At 42.7% G+C, this 17,774-nt stretch carries 14 protein-coding genes and 1 pseudogene; 14 read left to right on the forward strand and 1 reads right to left on the reverse strand.

The features are described from left to right. The first annotated feature begins 346 nt into the window (after positions 1–346). Positions 347–832 (forward strand): RNA polymerase sigma factor, encoded by a 486-nt coding sequence (locus B5E60_RS12155; RefSeq protein WP_087312003.1) that lies wholly within the window; start codon positions 347–349, stop codon positions 830–832. Between the two features lie 18 nt (positions 833–850). Then, complete coding sequence (locus tag B5E60_RS12160) at positions 851–1,435, forward strand: hypothetical protein (RefSeq protein WP_143260758.1); 585 nt, start codon at positions 851–853, stop codon at positions 1,433–1,435. Between the two features lie 542 nt (positions 1,436–1,977). Here the strand turns inward: B5E60_RS12160 and B5E60_RS12165 are convergent. After that, positions 1,978–2,763: an SDR family NAD(P)-dependent oxidoreductase gene (locus tag B5E60_RS12165; RefSeq protein ID WP_446698004.1), complete on the reverse strand. Its 786-nt coding sequence runs from the start codon at positions 2,761–2,763 to the stop codon at positions 1,978–1,980. A gap of 560 nt (positions 2,764–3,323) precedes the next feature. On the opposite strand from B5E60_RS12165, the pseudogene B5E60_RS12170 reads away from it, so the two are divergent. The 12 genes and pseudogenes from B5E60_RS12170 (at position 3,324) to B5E60_RS12225 (ending at position 17,717) form a co-directional block, all read left to right on the forward strand. Next, positions 3,324–4,443 (forward strand): annotated as a pseudogene (locus B5E60_RS12170) (transcriptional regulator). 123 nt (positions 4,444–4,566) lie between these two features. Continuing rightward, positions 4,567–5,721, forward strand: a complete 1,155-nt coding sequence (locus tag B5E60_RS12175; RefSeq protein ID WP_087312007.1) for an MraY family glycosyltransferase — start codon at positions 4,567–4,569, stop codon at positions 5,719–5,721. Positions 5,722–5,771: 50 nt separating this feature from the next. Beyond that, entirely contained in the window at positions 5,772–7,313 is a 1,542-nt protein-coding gene (locus B5E60_RS12180; protein ID WP_087312009.1) for an oligosaccharide flippase family protein, read from the forward strand. Positions 7,314–7,354: 41 nt separating this feature from the next. Further along, positions 7,355–8,377: an acyltransferase family protein gene (locus tag B5E60_RS12185; RefSeq protein ID WP_087312011.1), complete on the forward strand. Its 1,023-nt coding sequence runs from the start codon at positions 7,355–7,357 to the stop codon at positions 8,375–8,377. A 35-nt stretch (positions 8,378–8,412) separates the two neighbouring features. Beyond that, positions 8,413–10,158, forward strand: a complete 1,746-nt coding sequence (locus B5E60_RS12190) for a thiamine pyrophosphate-binding protein (protein ID WP_087312013.1) — start codon at positions 8,413–8,415, stop codon at positions 10,156–10,158. Further along, positions 10,155–11,345, forward strand: coding sequence for a polysaccharide pyruvyl transferase family protein (locus B5E60_RS12195; RefSeq protein WP_087312015.1), 1,191 nt, complete (start codon positions 10,155–10,157; stop codon positions 11,343–11,345). The genes B5E60_RS12190 and B5E60_RS12195 overlap by 4 nt, the downstream gene beginning before the upstream one ends. Then, on the forward strand, positions 11,321–12,331 hold the full coding sequence (locus B5E60_RS12200) for an acyltransferase family protein (protein WP_087312017.1): 1,011 nt from the start codon (positions 11,321–11,323) through the stop codon (positions 12,329–12,331). The genes B5E60_RS12195 and B5E60_RS12200 overlap by 25 nt, the downstream gene beginning before the upstream one ends. A gap of 15 nt (positions 12,332–12,346) precedes the next feature. Beyond that, complete coding sequence (gene wecB / locus B5E60_RS12205) at positions 12,347–13,513, forward strand: non-hydrolyzing UDP-N-acetylglucosamine 2-epimerase (RefSeq protein ID WP_087312019.1); 1,167 nt, start codon at positions 12,347–12,349, stop codon at positions 13,511–13,513. Continuing rightward, a complete protein-coding gene (locus B5E60_RS12210; RefSeq protein ID WP_087312021.1) occupies positions 13,510–14,733 on the forward strand; it encodes a glycosyltransferase in 1,224 nt (407 codons plus the stop codon). Before wecB ends, B5E60_RS12210 begins: the two co-directional genes overlap by 4 nt. 95 nt (positions 14,734–14,828) lie before the next feature. Next, positions 14,829–15,557 carry a PIG-L deacetylase family protein gene (locus tag B5E60_RS12215; protein ID WP_204246478.1) on the forward strand — a complete coding sequence of 243 codons (729 nt, stop codon included), beginning with the start codon at positions 14,829–14,831 and terminating at the stop codon, positions 15,555–15,557. A 1-nt stretch (position 15,558) separates the two neighbouring features. Further along, complete coding sequence (locus B5E60_RS12220) at positions 15,559–16,596, forward strand: GNAT family N-acetyltransferase (RefSeq protein ID WP_162611638.1); 1,038 nt, start codon at positions 15,559–15,561, stop codon at positions 16,594–16,596. 2 nt (positions 16,597–16,598) lie between these two features. Further along, positions 16,599–17,717 (forward strand): glycosyltransferase family 4 protein, encoded by a 1,119-nt coding sequence (locus B5E60_RS12225; protein ID WP_087312025.1) that lies wholly within the window; start codon positions 16,599–16,601, stop codon positions 17,715–17,717. The last annotated feature ends 57 nt before the right edge of the window (positions 17,718–17,774 follow it).

Genomic DNA, 17,774 nt, shown 5'->3' on the forward strand with positions numbered 1-17,774 from the left:
AGTTAAGCTCACTTACGCCGATGGTACTGCGGTTATCCCGTGGGAGAGTAGGTAGCCGCCTCTTCAAGGTCAGATCGTAAGGTCTGACCTTTTTTTGTGCCCTGCTGCGAACCTGCCCCCGCAGGGGTGGACGGAGAGAGCGAGGAGATATGTCCTGGTGTGTGCCTGCGACAGCATGAGAGCTGGGGTGGGGCCGAGAGGGCGAGTGATGAGTGGCGTGTGGACCTTGGGGCTTCGGCCTGGTTAAGCTGTACTCCTGACTCTTGGCGTCAATCCATCTTTTTTCAACAAAATAACACTTGTCGTATAGTTTTTCGGGCGGTTGTTTGTCTAACAGGTAAACGGAATGAAGATGAGCACAAAGGAACAGCGATTCTCCAAACTGGTCAAGGAGCATGAACAGACTATCTATGCGGTCTGCTATATGTTCTCCCGAGATGCCGACGATGTCGATGATCTGCATCAGGAGATTCTTTTGCGGTTATGGCAGGGATACGATGGGTTTGAGGGGCGCAGCGATATAAAAACGTGGATCTACCGTGTGGCGTTGAACTACTATATCAACTTCAGCAATAAGCGTAAACGCGTGCAGACAAGGCATATGACGGAGAGGGAACCGGACACATTCGATCGTGACCTCGAAAAACGGATGCAGATCAGACAGCTTTATCAGCGGATCAATAAGTTGGGACTTGTCGACCGAAGCGTCATCTTGTTGTGGCTTGAGTGGTTGAGCTGTGAGGAGACAGGTGCCATCCTAGGCATCTCGATCTCGGTCAAGAATGTCTCCTTCAAGCTGGTACGCATCAAGGAGCGACTCAAAAATGACTAACGCCTAAAAGGATATATTATGGACATGGAACGTAATGTAGGACAGGAACTTGAAACACTGAAGGCCGGTTACAACGCACTCAAGGCACAGATAAAGCAGCAGGAGCGTTTGAACGGGCGTTTTTTCAAAGCAGCACGTCATCGTTCGGTGCAAACCGTGAGCAAGGGGATTCGCAATCGCATGATACTTGATGTATTGACCTTGCCCACCATCTGGATTATCTGTATTACTACCCACTGGTCGCTACTGTTCGGTGTGCTGGTATCGCTGTGGGCGATCATCGATTTTGTCGCCACCGTCTGGATCAACCGCAAATTGCGTATGGATTATCTGCTTGATGGTGATACGCGGACGGTCACTCATGCCATCATCTCCTATCGTCGTTTCTACCGCTGTGCCTTGGCTGTCAGTATGATTCCTTGCATTGCGATGATCACCTATATTTTCGTTGAGCTTCTCGCCCGCATCGATAACTCGTCAAATCGCCACTTAATCATCGTAATCGGTATTGCCTGGATACTTTTGTCCATCATGATCACCTGGATGCAATACCGCCACCACACCAAAACCTGCGGCGATCTGCTCAAGGAGTTCGAAGAGTAGCGAATTTCAATCTGAACGGTGGGAGCAAGTTCGGAGAATCTGCAGTTTGCCGGTAGCCGTGCGGTATGTAGTCGTCGAAAATGGACTTTCGTGAAAGGACATCATATCGAAGAGCTTCGTAGATGAAGCTCCTTGGTATGATGCTTTACCCTCTCCTTCATCGGTAGCTTGTTCCCACTTTGGAGTGCATTTAAAGCAAGATGCGGAGGAATATCGTTGTCATTTCGGAGAGAGAGGATCTTGACGCCGATTTTCAAGCGTTTTCCTCTCAAAAAATTGGTGGGCCGAAGATCTTTTGCCTCCATTTTTGCCGCCAACAGTCTGTTTTGATGCTCCTGATTGGGTGTTTGCTGCTACAAAATAGGCAAAATTTCGAATATTCCAGGCTCGATGTTATTCTTCATCGAAGCGTAAAAAGTCGTTGTACAGGGCTAAAATGGAGGCGATGCGGATCAACAATCTCCGCATCGCCTTCTCTATTTTTCGGGTCGGCCGGATGGATTTACATGCGGCCGAATGTGTTTGGTTGTGACCGTTTGTATCTACTCCTCCGGATAGATCATGCGGATGGTCGCACCGCCGTCGACGGTCAGCGTCTGGCCATTGATGAAGTCGTTTGCCTCGTCGCACAGGAAGAGGCAGGTGCGGGCAATGTCCTCCGGTGTGCCGACGCGGCCCGAAGGGTGGAACTGGTGATCTTCGGGGCGCAACTGCTCCTCCTCGCGGACGTGGATCCATCCCGGGGCGATGGCGTTGACCGTGATGTGCAGCGGCGCCAGCGAGACGGCCAGCGCGTGGGTCAGCGAGTAGATGCCGCCCTTTGAGGCGGAGTAGGCCTCGGTGCCCGCCTCGCTCTGCAGGTAGCGTGTCGAGCAGAGGTTGACGATGCGGCCGTAGCTGCGGTTGCCGTTCTGCTGGCGGTGGAGGGCCAGCCGGCGCGAGGTGATGAAGGCCGGGCGCAGGTTGGTAGCCAGAACGCGGTCGAACTCCTCGATCGAGAGCTCGGTGAGGGGTTTGAAGAGGCTGATCCCGACGTTGTTGACCAGGATGTCGATGTCGCCCTGCGCGGTGAAGAGCTGTTCCATGCACGCTTCGAGGCTTTGGGCGTCGGTGACGTCAACCTCGCAGAAGCGGGCGCCGGTTTCGGTTGCGGTTTGGGTGCCGAGGACGGAATCGATGTCGCAGAAGGTCACCTCGTCGCCCCGGCGGGCAAATGCCCCGACAATCGCCCGGCCGATTCCGTGGGCGCCGCCGGTAACGAATACACGTCTTTTCATGGTTTTCGGATTTTTCACAAAGATAGTGCAAAGGTGCTTTTCGCGGCAAATTCGCCGGGGTGTTTTTAGCGGTGGGGGATACGGATCGCTGCGTGTCCCTCGGATGCTCCTTATTCGGCAGACTATGGATGGGGCCGGATGGATCGGTGGAGTGTTGAATTTGGGGTACGGAGGGACCGGATCGGGAATCGAATGAAGAGGGGGAATTGCCCGTGCCGGATTCGGGCACATTCCGTCATTGTTCAATTTGTCCAAACTTTGGCCCAGCCCCTCCCGCGCGTGTGATGTCTTTAATTCTCCGATTATTAAACAGATAATGACCTTATGAAAATGGCCGTTTTTAAACAATTTGACATGAAAATTTTTTGGTTCTACAGCCCATTTTATATACCTTTGCCTCTGTGATGTATGATTTCTTGAGAGAGAGTGGACGGTTTGCGGATTTCTGTCCGCTCTTTTATGGGTTTTCGTGGAATGGATAAATTTTCACGAATGCCCTTGATGGAAATCCAAATTATTGTGTGTCAGTGTATTGTGTTTGCTTACTGGCAAGGCTGCGTATTGCTCCCAAGTGAAGTTTGCGGGCCGTTTTTCTCCCTGTGGAACAGATCATGGCAGTTTCGAACAGCAACTCCTGGAACTGGGCCGATTCGGTAACGCAACAACTTCGGACCCAAAAAAACAGCCATACCGTCCGTTGGTATGTGCTGGTTCTCCCTGTGTCCCGGCATGGACACTACCAGGGGAATCCGGCCCGTGCCTTGCAGGCGGAGCTCGATCGCCGCATGCGGGGGGGGGGAGACACTCTTCGAGTTCTTTGCCCCGTCGTACGTCGAGGTGCGTGAACGCCACGGCCAACTGGTCCGCACGAACCATCCGCTGCTCTACAACTACGTCTTCATCCACGCTTCCGAAAGCGAGATCTACCGGATGAAGCGTTTCCTTCCCCAATACAACTTCCTGCCGCGCGTCCGCGACGCCCACGGTGAGTACTATCCCTACCTCTCGGACGAGGCGATGCGCAATCTGCGCTGGGTGGCCGAGTCCTACTCTGACGTGCTGCCGGTCTACACGCCCGGCCCCGACCGGCTGATGAAGGGCGACCGCATCCGCATCACCGAGGGGCAGTTCAAGGGGGTCGAGGCCACGGTCATCATCCAGCCCGGCGCCGGGCGCAAGGAGGTGATGGTCTGCGTCGAGAACTGCATGTATGTCCCGCTGCTCTCGGTCGAGCCCGGGCAGTATGAGGTTGTTGCTCTGAATGCCGAGAACCGCCACGTCTACACGCGGCTGAATGGCGACCGCATTCCGACGGGGCTTCATGAGGCCCTCCGGCGCTACCACTCTCCGGAGGGGGTGACGGCGGAGGATCGGGCGCTGGCCACGGAGGTGCTGCGGCAATACGGCAGCCTGCAGTTCGAGAGTGACGTGATGCGTTGCAAATTGTATGCCCTGCTGTTGCCGGCCTATGCCATTCTGGGCGACCGTGAGCGTTTCGGGCAGATGCTGGGGATGATCCAGAGTCTGCTGCCGATCGTCCGCGCCGAACAGTCGCGGGCTCTGCTGCTGGTGACGCTCTACGGATGTACGAACAACTGTCTCTACCACGATCAGGCGCATGCCTTGATCGACGTATGGCGTCGGGAGCAACCGCTGAAAAAGAACAAGGCACGGTTGCTCGGCTGGCTCGATGACCACGATGTCTGGTTCGGGCATGTGCCGAATCCCTGACCTCGGAACGGCATGCCTCTTGCACGCAGAATCAGGAATCGGCTCCTCGAAAGTTCGTGTGTATGAGTGGCGGGCCCGTTGTGAAAACAGAAACAGATATGCTATCGGAAATCTCTTTACCTTATGCTGTACATCGCCGCTTTTCTGATCGCTTTGATAAGCGTTAGCTGGATCCATCCGCGTCTGGTCAAGATTGCCCTTGACAAGAACATCGTCGACAATCCCAATGCGCGGAAGCTGCAGCGAAAACCGGTCCCCGTGTTGGGCGGTATTGCCGTCTTCTTTGGGTCGGTCATCGGTCTGGGAGTTGCCGGTATCGGTTGTGACTGCTCCGAGTTGTTCATCGTCGTTGTGGCGATGATGATCATGCTCTACACCGGAACGCTGGACGATATTCTGGATCTTTCGCCGGGGCTTCGCTTCCTGGTCGAGATCGGTACGGTGTTGCTGCTGATCTTTGTCGGAGACTACAGCCTGAACGATTTCCACGGATTGTGGGGTATCAATCAGATTCCGCGCTGGGCAGCCATTCCGCTGACGGTCTTTGCGGCCGTGGGGATCATCAACGCCATCAACCTGATGGACGGCGTAGACGGACTCTCGTCGGGCTACTGCATTCTGACGAGCCTCTTTTTCGGGGTGATGTTCTGGTATGTCGGCGACCGGGTGATGGCCATGCTGGCCGTGGTGGCCGCCGGTTCGCTCATCCCCTTCTTCTTCCACAACCTGTTCGGCAAGACCTCGAAGATGTTCATCGGTGACGGTGGTACGCTGGTCATGGGAATCGTCATCTCGGTCTTTGTGATGCGGACGCTGACGCACGGTTCCGTGGGACAGATTTACGATCCGAAGCACGTCGGGCTGGTTCCCTTCATGCTGGCCCTTCTGGCCGTTCCGATCTTTGACACGCTCCGCGTGATGGTTACCCGCATCCTGAAGCACAAGTCGCCGTTCCATCCCGACAAGACGCACCTGCACCACATGTTCATCCGTTTGGGCTGCTCGCATGCCGCCACGACGCTGGCCATTCTGCTGCTCAATCTGTTTGTCGTATTGTGCGGTTGGATCGGCTACCTGGCGGGCTGCTCGATTGACGTGCAGTTGTACATCGTAGTCTTTGCTTCTCTGCTGATTACCGTGGGGCTCTATAACTTCATGGAGTGGCACATCCGCCACAAGACCAAGTTCATTCGCCTGCTTCATCGGATCGGTTACCGTACGCACCTCAATCGTACGGGTATTTTCTTCTGGCTCCAGAAGAAGATGGACAGGATGTAGAATTTTTAGAATCAAATAGGAGCCTATATCCTACGTGTTTTATTCCTTCTATGGAGACTGCTGCCCAGAAAAATCAACGTATCGCTAAAAATACAGTTCTGCTGTATATTCGGACGGCCTTTACCATGCTGGTCAGTTTATATACCAGCAGAATCATACTAAAGGTTTTAGGGGTCGATGATTACGGAATATACAATGTGGTTGGTGGAACGATTGCGATGTTTTCCATCTTTTCAGGATCATTGTCCGGGGCCATCAGTCGTTTTATTACGTTTGGACTTGGTGAAGGAAATCTTGAAAAACTGAAAAATATATTTGCTACAAGTGTTTCTATTCAGATCGGATTGTCCATATTGATTTTTTTGCTTTCGGAAATCATAGGAATATGGTTGGTGAATGCCAAATTGAATATACCGACAGATCGGTTGTATGCAGCACATTGGGTATTGCAATTATCCATTCTTACGTTCATTGTAGGTTTAATCAGTGTCCCGTACAATGCATGCATCATTGCACATGAGCACATGAAGATATTTGCCTATATCGGGATATTGGAGGTCGTGCTGAAATTGTTATTTGTTGCTACATTGTATTTTTCTCCCTTTGACAAACTGATCGTTTATTCGGCTCTATTAGCTCTCATCTCTTTGATATTGCGGATTATCTATGGGGGTTATTGCAAACGTCATTTCGAAGAGTGCAGCGGTCGGTTGCGTTTGGATAGGTCTCTTCTTAAAGAGATGACCGGTTACGCAGGGTGGAACTTCTTCGGTAATACGGCGTATCTGTTTAATACCCAAGGAGTGAATATTCTGATCAATCTGTTCTTTGGTGTTGCGCTCAATGCTGCTCGGGGAATTGTTACTCAGGTTGAAGGGGCGGTCATGCAGTTTGTCAATAATTTCATGACGGCGATTACTCCTCAGATCACAAAATCGTATGCAGCAAATGATCTGAAATATATGCAAACATTAGTTTGTCGAGGAGCGAAATTTTCGTTTTTCTTACTGATGTTCTTTTTAATACCAATAGAGTTTGAGGCAGACTTAATATTGCAGATATGGTTAGGGAACGTACCTGAATATGCTCCTTTATTTTTGCGTTTGTCACTTATTGGTAGTGCAATGCTTCTTTTGGGTAATACAAGTTTAACTGCAATAATGGCAACCGGGCAAATTCGCAATTATCAATTATGTGTCACTATTATTGGGTGTTTAGTATTTCCCTTTACTTGGGTTGCATATAAATTGGGTGGTGCTGCATTTATAACATATGTTATATATATTGTAATATATGCGCTTTTGAACTGGATAAGACTTATTTTTATGCATAAATTATTAGGATTCTCAATAAATATATTTGTTAAGAGTGTTCTTTATCCTATTGTTCTTGTGTCTATTTTCTCTTTAATTCTTCCTTTAATATTATACACAAATATGAATCAATCTTTTATTCGCCTAATGGCTATATTAATTGGTGGAACATTGACGACTGCGGCTGGAATCTATATATTAGGACTAGATTATAATGAAAGGGAAAAGCTAAAATCAAAAATTCATAATTTTATGCGTTTGTATAAATCTTCATATTGAGTATGTTGAATTAGCCGTTTCCTTTCTCGATTTATTTTTTTATGGCTGAGCGATTGTCGAATATTGAATTACTTCGAATTATTGCTATTTTCTTTGTGCTAATTCGGCATGCTGGTTTTTATGCCATTGGTATGCCTGAAGCACCATCAGAGAGTCAAAATGCACAAACTTTTATTTTGACATTGTTTGATTTATTTAGTAGCGTTGGTGTAAATGTTTTTATATTGATTTCGGGATATTTTGGTATAAAATATACTGCAAGAGGCTTGTTTAAGTTTATTTTTCAATGTTTATTTTATTCATGTGGAATTTATATCCTCTTTTTAAGTTTAGGCATTATTCATATTAGTCATTTGGGACTTGCTGAATGTTTATTTCTACGCAAAATAAATTGGTTTCCTAAAGCTTATTTATTCTTATTTATATTAGCTCCTGTTTTAAATACATTTGTGGAGAATGCCTCCGAAAGGCAGTTGAGAGTTGTACTCATTAACTTCTTTGTATTTCAGACTATATTTGGTTGTATATCAGAGGCAACACATTTTATTTCATTGGGTTATTCTGTAGTTTCGTTTATTGGGCTTTATTTATTGGCTCGTTATGTTAGATTATATCCTCACAAAGTTTTTTTATTTTCTAAGTTGAAAGACTTTTCGATTTATTTTATCATAAGTTTTGGTTTGTCTTTATTGTCTTTTTGGGCGATTGGTCAAAATAAATTAACATTATTTTGGAGGATAGAAGCTTATTGTAATCCGTTAATTGTTATTAGTTCCTTATATTTATTACTGTGTTTTTCTAAAATAAGACTGCAAAGCAAGTTTGTAAATAAAATTGCAGCTTCAACATTTGCCGTATATTTATTACATAGCAATCCTAATGTGATAGATAGATATTACACACATACAATACAAATACTTAATGGCTTTAATGGTGGTTTATTATATATATTTTGTTTTTTAGTTTTTGTTTATCTTTTAGCAATCTTGATTGATCAGATACGTATTCTATGCTGGAATAAGATATTGTTATTGGCTAATAAATTGGGGAACGTTCAATTGTGATGGCATTTATGCTCGAATGATAAAAGTCTTAAATTATGGATGGTGTTAAATATTATAGTGCGGAAGGGAGTATTCAACTTTTGATATCCTTACTTAAACAGAATAATATAAAAAAGATTGTAGCATCTCCCGGCGCTACAAACATTACGTTTGTAGGAAGCTTGCAGTCTGATCCTTTTTTTGAAATTTATTCGAGTGTAGATGAGCGGTCTGCTGCCTATATTGCATGTGGACTTGCTGCAGAGTCAGGAGAACCGGTTGTCTTAAGTTGTACCGGGGCGACGGCCTCTCGGAATTATATTCCAGGTCTAACAGAAGCTTACTATCGCAAATTACCTATTTTGGCCGTCACAAGTACTCAGAATATTGATCGTATAGGACAAATGATTCCTCAGGTTATAGATCGTCGTATCATCCAAAATGATATAGCATTATTAAGCGAGCATATATCTTTAACCGTGGATGATGAAACTCAATGGGCCAATACCATAAGGTTAAATCGCGCCTTGCTAGAACTGCGTCATCATGGAGGTGGACCGGTTCATATCAATTTGACCACTTCGTACAGTCGTGATTTTTCTATTAAAGAACTCCCTGTAGCTCGTTTTATTCGCCGAGTTTGTTATAATGATGATTTCCCGTGTTTGCCACAAGGCCGAATAGCTATTTTCATAGGATCACATTTGCCTTTTAATGATCAGGATATTCAACTTATTGATGCTTTCTGTGCTACTTATAATGCTGTAGTTCTTTGTGATCATACAAGCGGTTATAATGGGAAATATAAAGTTCCTATTGCTTTGTTGGCCAGTCAAGAGCATTATGTATGCGAAGAGTGCACTATGGATGTCTTAATACATATTGGGGAGATTTCTGGCGCATATATAGGACTTAGGCCTCGTAGCGTTTGGCGGGTTAGTCCAGATGGCGAACTCCGAGATTATTATAAGACCTTAAGCTATGTATTTGAGATGCCGGAGCGAGAGTTCTTTCAGCATTATGCTAATAAAAATATAGCTATCGAGTCTTGTGGGTATTTGGAGTCTTGTCTAGAAAAGATCGCACTTTGCAGGAAAAAGATTCCCAATAATTTACCATATTCCAATGTTTGGATCGCACAACAAACTATCAGTCGCCTACCATCCGGGGCTGTTCTACATTTGGGTATTCTTAATACCTTACGAGCTTGGAATCTTTTTGAGCTACCTAATGATGTATTTGCTTACTGCAATACCGGTGGATTTGGAATAGATGGATGTGTATCATCGTTGGTTGGAGCCTCTTTAGCATATCCTCAGAAATTGTATTTCGGGGTAGTAGGTGATTTAGCCTTTTTTTATGATTTAAATGTTTTGGGAAATCGCCATGTCGGCAATAATGTTCGACTTTTGCTAATTAACAATGGGAAAGGGACAGAGTTTCGTAATTATTGGCACAATGGTGCAGATTTTGGGGATGCTGCTGATCAATACATTGCGGCTGCCGGGCATTATGGGAATAAATCCCATCGACTAGTCAAACATTACGCAGAAGATTTGGGATATGAGTATATGTCGGCTAGTAATAAAGATGAATTCTTGGGAAATTTGGATCGGTTTGTTTCCCCTCAGTTCACCGATAAACCGATGCTATTTGAGATTTTTACTTCCAATGTAGATGAGAGTGATGCTTTAAAGATGATGTATAATATCTTATGTGACTCAAATATTGTAATTAAGCAAAAAATTAAATCGGCATTAGGAGAAAAGGGAACATCGATTATTAGAAAAATTTTGAAATGAGAGAAAGACGGATATGCATATTGACTCAGCCATTAAGTAATGGCTACGGAGGTTTATTGCAGGCGTATGCCTTACAAGTAGTCTTAAAACGATTGGGGCATAAAGTGTGGACAGAAGATCGTCGGCGAAATGCTTCATTGTGGGCTCGATGTGTAAAATCAGTAAAATCGCTTATTATTCACTTTATTGGCCCTTTGATGACAAAACTGACAAATGTGTTTTATAGTACATCTCAAGATATACAACGCATTAATCAGCATACAGATTATTTTAAAGATAAGTATATTGTCACGACCAAGCCAATCTACTCCAACAAAAAAGATAAGTTGCAAAAATATGGCTTTGACACCTATATTGTAGGGAGTGATCAGGTTTGGCGTCCTCGCTATTCTTATGGCCTCAATGCCATATATAATTACTTTCTAGACTTTACGAAAGGTATGGATGTTAAGCGTATTGCATATGCGGCATCTTTTGGCGTTTCAGAATGGGAGTTTTCAGATGTGCAAACACGTATATGTGCCTCCTTGTTAAGGCAATTTGATGCTGTTTCAGTACGAGAAGATGATGGAATTGATCTGTGTAAACGATATTTTGGTATAGATGCAAAACAAGTCTTGGATCCGACCTTATTGCTTCAGAAAGAGGATTATATCAATTTAGTAGAACGAGAGAATGAGCCTCGATTCTCTGATAATCTATTTTGTTATTTTTTGGACAGTTCAGAAGAAAAAAAAGAGATGTCGGAAGAAGTGGCAAAAGACTTGAATCTTCGACCGTTCTCAATTATGCCGACAGCCTTATTTTATCAGGTTGGACCCAAACACTTTGATGAATGTATTTATGCACCCGTGACAGCTTGGTTAAGAGCTTATATGGATGCTGACTTTATTGTTACTGATTCATTTCATGGAACTGTTTTTGCTATTATCTTCAATAAACCATTCATAACTATCGCCAATAAGAGTCGTGGGCTTAGCCGTTTTACATCTGTTCTAAAATTATTTGGTCTCGAAGATCGTCTCATATATTCAAAAGCAGAGATTACACATGAGCTGCTTACTTATCCGATTGATTTTGAGCGAGTAAATAAAATAAAAGCAGATAAGCAGAATGAAGCTTTGGAGTTTTTGAATTTGTCATTAAACTCAACTATCGAATCATGCCGACAAAGCAGAAACTTATAGATATCGCTATATTGCGTACATTCGCAATAGTTTGCGTCGTTTTTTTTCATGTGTATGGAATGATGTATGCAAATCATTTCCCCGCCTCTAAAGATATTTATGCTTCAATGTATTTTCGGGTGGTTCAATGTGGACTGATTAATATTGCGATGCCATTATTCCTTTTTATATCCGGTTATCTGTTTGTTTATCTCCTTCAAAAGGGTAAATATTCTACATTTGGGAATTTACTGAAAAATAAGGTGCAACGAGTTTTGCTCCCATATTTTATTTTTGGATATATAATGCTAATTACAACAGGTAGAGGTTTTAACCCACAGCCTCTTGTTTGGGGGGCATTTTGGCATTTGTGGTTCTTACCTGTTCTATTTTGGTGTTTTGTAATATCTTGGTTAGTCCGTCGCTATTTGTTCAAACTAAAGTTATACCAGAGCTTGGTTTTATTGACTGTTTTATTAGCAGTCTCCTTGTTTCCTAAATTATCCTTCAAGTTACTTTGTATAAACGGACTGCCAATTTGGTCGTGTTGGTTTTATATGGGAATGTTTATTTTTCAATATAGAAATACGGTAGAACATTTTTTTGCCCGGTTTAAATTTGTGTATGTTTGTCTCGCCATATACCTTTTTATTCAAATCGCATATCCAACCGAATACATGGATTTACATTGGTATAGTCTGTTAAGTCAATGTATGGGAGTCTTGGCTGTTTGGTATATTATCCATAATATTCATTGGGAAAATCTGACAGCTACCAAATATTTAGAAGATTTTAGTAATTACAGCTATGGAATTTATATTTTTCATAATTGGATAGCTCTATATTTGGTGTCACAAACAATGCAGCATATATTTCCTCTTACGAACTGGGCTATCTCTCATACGATACTATTTCCTTTGGGATTATTTATTGCGACTCTGATGATATCATTGGGTTTGTCGTGGGTAACGCTAAAAACAAAATTTGGGAAACTATTGATAGGATAATTTAGCATTTTGACTATGAAAAAAGTATTATTAGTCTTTGGAACTCGCCCAGAAGCTATTAAGATGTGTCCCTTGGTTAAATATTTTCAGTCTGAATCAAATGATTTTGAAACAATAGTTTGCGTTACGGGACAACATCGAGAGATGCTTGATCAAGTGCTTGAGATTTTTGATATATGCCCCAATTATGATCTTAATATCATGAAGCAAGGGCAGGATCTTTATGATGTCACAACTCGCGTTCTATTAGGCATGAGAGACGTTCTAGATAAGACTAGTCCTGATATAGTCCTTGTACATGGTGATACTACAACCTCTATGGCAGCAGCATTAGCCGCATATTATAAGCAAATTCCAGTTGGACATGTTGAGGCTGGTCTTCGTACATACAATATTTATTCACCATGGCCCGAAGAAATTAATAGGCAATTGACAGGTCGTATTGCAACATATAATTTTGCACCAACCCCATTAAGCAAAGAGCATCTGTTGAGGGAAAGTATATCTGAAGAAAAAATTATTGTGACGGGAAATACTGTAATTGATGCTTTATATAGTGTCGTTGAAAAGATTAAAAATGACGCAGCGTTGGATGCTCGTCTTAAACGGGAATTGTGTGAGGCTGGATACAATGTTGATCGTTTAAATACTAACAAGAAGTTAATACTTATAACGGGACACCGGAGAGAAAATTTTGGTGATGGTTTTATTCGTATTTGTTTTGCTATTAAACACCTAACCCATAAGTATCCTAATGTGGATTTTGTATATCCCATGCACTTAAATCCTAATGTACGTAATCCTATACATAAAGTTTTTGGAGAGGATTTGACGCATTTGGACAATATGTTCTTTATTGAACCTTTGGAGTATTTAAGTTTTGTATACTTAATGGAAAAATCTTCTATTGTATTGACTGATAGTGGAGGAATACAGGAAGAGGCCCCTGGTTTAGGAAAGCCGGTTTTGGTTATGCGTGATACAACCGAACGGCCTGAAGCTTTAGTTGCTGGCACTGTTAAACTAGTTGGAACTGATTATAATAAGATTATACTTGAAACATCATCACTTCTTGAAGACAATGATTATTATACTAAAATGAGTAAGGCCGTGAATCCTTATGGTGATGGTAAAGCTTGTGAGAGAATAGTGCATTTTTTATCTAATACAACTCTTATATGAGGTTATTAATGATCGCTTCAGGGTATCTTCCCTATCTTTTCTCTGAGAATCTGTGTAATGCAAAACTTGTTCTGGCCTTAAAAAAATCTGGCATAGTAGTAGATGTAATTTCTAAAAAAGATGAGGGACCAATATATGATGATCAATGGCATGCTCCTTGGAATCAACTTCGCCCCAATACATACCAAACTCAATATGGAGGCTCACGTATTGATCAGTTCTGTGATGTGATTTATTCAAGCCTTAAAATGGGATACTTTTCATCTGGAATAAGGTGGGTAAGAAGAGCATATGAACAGGCTCAACAACTTATGTCTCAGAATTCTTATGATGCTGTTTTAACTCGGTCTCCTAATGATCTGACTCATCTTGTTGGTTATAAATTGAGAAAAGATACCGGGATTAAATGGATCGCAAACTGGAATGACCCTGCTGATGCAATTTGGCCGGAGCCTTACACTCATCACTATTCACGTTGTAAGCAGAACCAAGCTCTTAAATATGTCCGAAAGATGCTTCAATCTGCAGATTATATAACATTCCCTTCAGATACTCTTGAATCCCATTTTACTTCATACTTTCCTAAATTGGCTTCTCTAAAAACAGAAATAATTCCGCATATAGGATTGGTAGAATCTGTTTTTAAGAGAGTGGAACGGGATACACACAAAGATAAGTTTTACTTATGTCATTCTGGAAACCTTTCTAAAGAGCGGGACCCAGAGTTAATGTTTCAAGCTTTAAGAGATATTATTAATCAGGGCTTTTCGAGATTTGAGTTTCACATTATGGGCCATATTAATGATTATACTCAGCAGTTAATCCAGAAATATGATTTAGTTGAATATGTGAAATGTATAGGAGGATATTCATATCTTACAGCAATTAATAAATTACAGCAATATGACGTATTAGTCCTTCTGGAAGCGAAGTTAAAAAAGGGGATCTTTTTTGCTAGTAAGATTACTGATTATGCACAAACCGGCTTACCTATCCTTGCTATTTCCCCAACTGATGGTTTTGCAAATAATATGATAAAAAACTACGGTGGTGGTATCCTGGCAGATAATACAGATGCTCAATCAATTAAAGACGCGATTATTCAATTGATTGATTTATGGAAAAATGGGGTTTTGTCTACAATCTCATCAAATAAAATGTATGAGCAATTTGCGCCAAGACGTGTGGTTAATCAATATATTGAAATGGTCAATAAATAGATAATATCCCTATATAAATATTTGCGATTTTAGTTTTATGCTTTCTTATTTAAGCTTTACTTGAGAAAGAATCGTATGGCTTCGAAATGTAATATATGATTAAATCTTTAATACGATATTGGCGAATAATTGTACTTCATGGAGTATTGACTATAATACATAAGTTATCTATACAATCATGGAGTCGAATCCTCATTGTTGCTCCGCATCCGGATGATGAAGTCTTGGGTTGTTCCGGTTTGATTCAACGTTTATTGCGAGAAGAGAAACGAGTCGATGTCGTTATTCTGTCAGGCGGAGGGAAAAGCCATGCAGCTTGTTGTCAGATTGAAGAGTCGTTGTTGATTGATTCGCGCCGAAATTTGTCTCGCAAAGCAGCCGGTATTCTGGGGCTTCCGCTTGACAATCTTCACTTTCTCAATTATCCGGATGGCAGTATCTCATATGATTGCCCGGAAACCGGTCAGTTAAAGAACCTAATCGAGGAATTACAGCCTGATGTGATTTTTGTCCCACATAGAGGTGAGGGTTGGAGCGATCATTTGGCAGCCGGGACGATTGTCCGGAAACTTGTTGGCAAAACGTCCAAGGTGGAGTTGTATGCGTATTGTGTATGGTTCTGGTTCTATAACATATGGAATATAGACTGGAAGAATGCGCACATTCTGGCCATGACTTCGCAAGAGCACCGGATGAAAAATCGGGCTATTGACGCGTATGTCCTGCCGAAGGCTCCGTGCGGAAAACCTTGGAGCGGAGTGCTCCCGGATGTGTTTGTTCGGGCCAATCGTTGGAAGAAGGAACTCTATTTTAAGATGGAATAAAATGTGGACATTTAATATTTGTAATGACTGGAATACTATATCTAGCCCTCAATATGTTGCATGGTGGAAGAATCTTTTAGATACTTCTCTAACTTCACATGTCTTTTATCATCCGACTTTGGTAAAAGCTTGGATTGAAACTTATTCTCCACTGCGTAACATGACTCCCTTTTTTATTAGTGGCGTAGACGCTGATTCTGGAAACGAGGTCTTCTTTCCGATGATTGTATGGCGGAGAAACTGGAAACATATATGGCTGAAAATAGCTCTTCCTGTAGGTTTTTCTGATTATGATTATCATGATCCTATATTTCGGGTCATGCCTTCAGATGTCGGACTTTTTTGGAATGAACTGGTCTCCTTACTGAAAACTTATGATTTTGACAAAGTAATCATTGATGGAATTAAGGAACATTTAGTATATAAAGATGAAAATTGGCATAGAAATGAGCCGTGCCCTTATCTGAATTTATCGAACATACAAAATGAAGATCAACTCCTGATGTTCTTTAAGTCCAGTTTAAGAGGGGATATTAGGAGACAAATTCGCCGCATGAATGAAATTGGTGAGGTGTCTTTAAAGGAATATAGCTTTTTTGATGAGGCAAAAATAACTTTTCAAAAGTTTATCCAAGAACACTCATTACGCTGGCCTCATGCTTATAAAGCACCATATTTTCATCAAAATATGCTTGTCGAAGGGCTGAATAGCATTGTGCATTTTTCGTCTTTAAATATTGGGCGGGTTGCTGTCGCATGGCATTTAGGCTTCGAGTACGATGGTGTTTATTATTACTATATGCCAGCCGGCGACCATTCCTATTCCAATTTATCTCCTACAAAAATTCACTTGTATTTCTTGATTAGACGAGCTATAGAAAAAGGTTATAAGATTTTTGATCATTTAAGAGGTGAGGAAAATTATAAACAAGGATTCTCTAACGGATTAGATTATGTTAATTCTCTAACGATTAACAATCAGTCCCTTGGTAGTGAAATAAAGAATGGTATCGAAAAGATTATTTCAAAATTGAGGTAGAGGTGGTTATTCTTATTTGTATTCCATGTCTGATGACTGGAGGTACAGAGGTGCAAACATTGAATCTCATACGGACTTTGGTGGCTGGAGGTCATCGGGTGGTGACCGCTTGTTATTTTGAGCACTGCGACGATATGGTTTCTCGTTTTCAAAAGGCGGGCAGTGAAGTCGTATGCATGAGCCCCAATGGTGTACGAATTGGAGGCTGGAGAGGCATTCTGTTTCTGTATAAAGGATTGCGTTCTATTCTGAAACGGTACAAACCTAATGTTGCTCATGTTCAATATATGGCTCCGGGAGCAATCCCTATTTTGCTGTTGCGTCTGTTGGGCATGCGCCAAATTCTCACAACAGCCCATACGGCAGCAGATATCTACCCAAGTCTGACGTTAGTTCATTTTATACAGCGGCATTGTGTAAGAGCGTTCACTTGTATTACGGAATTGGCTGAACGTTCGTTCTTTGGTAGTTCTCAACTTTATGATGAGCACTATCCTTTGAAAAAGCGCAATCATTTCACCATTTATAATGCACTCCCGGCAAGTCTTCCCGTAATTCAGGAACCTCGTACGGCCAATCGGCCAGTTACCATTGGTGTAGTCAGTCGATTGGAGTCAATCAAGGGAATGGATTTGGTTGTGCCGGCTTTTGCAAAGGTTAAGGTCGCTCATCCGGAAGTACGATTGCTGGTTATTGGAGATGGCACACTGCGCGGGCAGATGGAACAACAAGCTCAAGCTGCAGGTTTTTCCGAAGCAGCAGAGTTCGTCGGACGCCAACCTCAGGAGGCTTTGACGCACTATTATGACCGAATTGATATCTTGCTGATGCCATCACGCAGCGAAGGATTTGGCTTAACTGCTATTGAAGGAATGGCTCGAGGATGCGTAGTTGTGGCTTCTCGTGTCGGTGGTCTCCCGGAGGTTGTTCGTGAAGGTGAGGTCGGATTATTGCATGAATCGGAGAATATTGATGATTTAGCGTCGAAACTTATCTATCTTTGTGAGTCGCCGGAGTTGTGGTGTCAATACTCTGCTCAAGCGATTACTTATGTGAAACGATTTGGATTTGATCGATTCAGTGTATTGTTCAATAATCTATACAGACGAATTACTGAATAGATAGATCGCCGCGTTATCGGGAATATGTACGTACTGAATTATCTATATTTTCTGATT

It is taken from the genome of Alistipes sp. An116 (assembly GCF_002161005.1).
Taxonomy (GTDB): Bacteria; Bacteroidota; Bacteroidia; order Bacteroidales; family Rikenellaceae; genus Alistipes; species Alistipes megaguti.